At 43.7% G+C, this 1,917-nt stretch carries 1 protein-coding gene and 1 pseudogene; both read right to left on the bottom strand.

What is annotated here, in order from left to right; all coding sequences use genetic code 11:
* A pseudogene (locus tag CBG25_RS06460) lies at positions 1 to 473 on the bottom strand (host specificity protein); the annotation flags it as partial.
* Positions 474 to 960: 487 nt separating this feature from the next.
* Positions 961 to 1,917: phage tail protein (locus tag CBG25_RS06455; RefSeq protein WP_290605435.1), on the bottom strand; the 957-nt coding region annotated here is incomplete at its 5' end.

Here is a 1,917-nt window from a genome sequence, read left to right as displayed (position 1 = left end):
TCGGCGAAGGCTTTAGTCTCGGTTACCACAGAATTGTCTACCCTGACAATTTCCGCTTTCATTTTGCCGTTTTGACGCATGAAATATTGTGTATTGCCGTTAAGTCCCTTCGCGTTTTCCAGTATCGCTTCTGTGCTACTGTCTATTCCTTTCTTTAGCTGTTTAATGGCTTCCGTATCGTTAATTTTTTTATCAATTTCATCAATGATACTGCTGGCATCAAATTCTGACTCACCCCGCACAAATTCTGTCCACGGTGACTGGTTACCGGATTTATCAACTAGTCTTGCGCGAAAATAAAAAACTACGCCTGCGGCCAACCCAGACATTTCATGGCTTTTTGACGGATAAGGTATATCAGCCAGTAACATCAAGCCTTCACCGTCATTGGTTTCGCTGTACTGAATCTCTGTTTTTAACGTGTCTTCTGTATTTTCGTTGAATCCCCAGTCTAGCTTAATCCCAAACACCAACGTGGAAGCTCTGAAATTCACAGGTGTAGGGGGTTCGCCTTCCTTACCTTTCAGTGTCGTCTCAGGAGCATTCGTCCAGATTGACGAAATATCCGATGAGTTTATGGCTCTAACTCTTACCTGATAACGTCCGGCATATATCCCYTGAACTTCAAAACTCGATGTKGAYGTTCGAGGTATACTYACCCARTTATTRYTTCCTCTTCGCCATTGTGCCTCATARGCAATCGCATTTTCTRTGGCATCCCAGTCMGCTYTTAACGTTGTAACAGCAATYCCTTGATTGATATGGGTATMAGCAGAGATATGTACGTTYTTMGGGGGYRATTGAACACCMGGKGGGATGACAGTAATTGGTCTTTTATCAATCCTGGCTCCCAAATCAATATGCGCATATTTATCTGGATTATGGAAAGTCCCCGTGATGGTATATGTATTATCGGCRTTGTCCTGAATGCTAATTACGCGWTAAAGCTGAATYGCCARGTCATTRGCATCTAYTGTCCAAACCGCATTTTTTTNCAATSGGTTGAGAATAACGGGYTGTTACAGTGATAATATTGTCGTTAACCGTCTGGACTGTTCTTGCTTCTGATTTTCCATCTGGTAAGTTWATGATAAGTCTGTCACCCGATTTAACATCTGCCTTCCTGTCGAGCGTAATTTTTCTCTCATCAACAGAWGAAATCCTGCCACCAATAATGCGGCCAGCAAGATTTGCRTCCGCYACSCCWATAATCTGTCCAGGCGTTGGAATAGCMCCTTCMAGCCCWGTTGAAAAGGTAATCGTCCTGTCATAAGCATTCGTTAATAATATCCAGCGTCCACGTCGGTTTGCTTCTGATTGTCGAGTGCAACCAATCGCCGAAATATCCGTTTTACGCACACCATAACGGCGCTGCAGTTTGCTATCAGAGACCGCCTCAATGGCATCATGACTGTGATTATCGGCATCCGAATAGGAAACCAGCACCTGCGTATAACGGTTTTGCTGACTACCGCCCGAATATGTCACCTTACCATCAACGATATTCGCTTGCGTGAAAATCCGAAAGACATCCGAGGGCATATCAGCCACCGCTTTGACAGAATTATCCGCCCAAAAAGTTATACCTCTAAAAATACCCGCAATATCACGCAATACCTGATAAGCCGATTCCTGAGACTGAATATAAATATCACATAAAAAACGAGGCTCTTTACCTGAACCACCTTGACCGTCAGGAACGTTTTCATCACAATACTGGGCTATCTGGTATAAATCCCACTTATCTATTTGTGTACTATTAATCCGCTCTCCACAGCCGTAACGATTATTCAAAACCAGGTCATAAAAAATCCAGGCGGGATTGTTCGTCGCGGCCAACTTGAAGGTTCCATTCCAGACACCCGAATAAGTTCGGTTTACAGGGTCATAGTTTGAGGGTACTTTTAGCAACAAACC

The organism is Arsenophonus sp. ENCA (genome assembly GCF_002287155.1).
Taxonomy (GTDB): domain Bacteria; phylum Pseudomonadota; class Gammaproteobacteria; order Enterobacterales; family Enterobacteriaceae; genus Arsenophonus; species Arsenophonus nilaparvatae.
The sequence above is the reverse complement of the archived record's forward strand: the minus strand, read 5'-3'. Positions and strand labels throughout refer to the sequence as shown.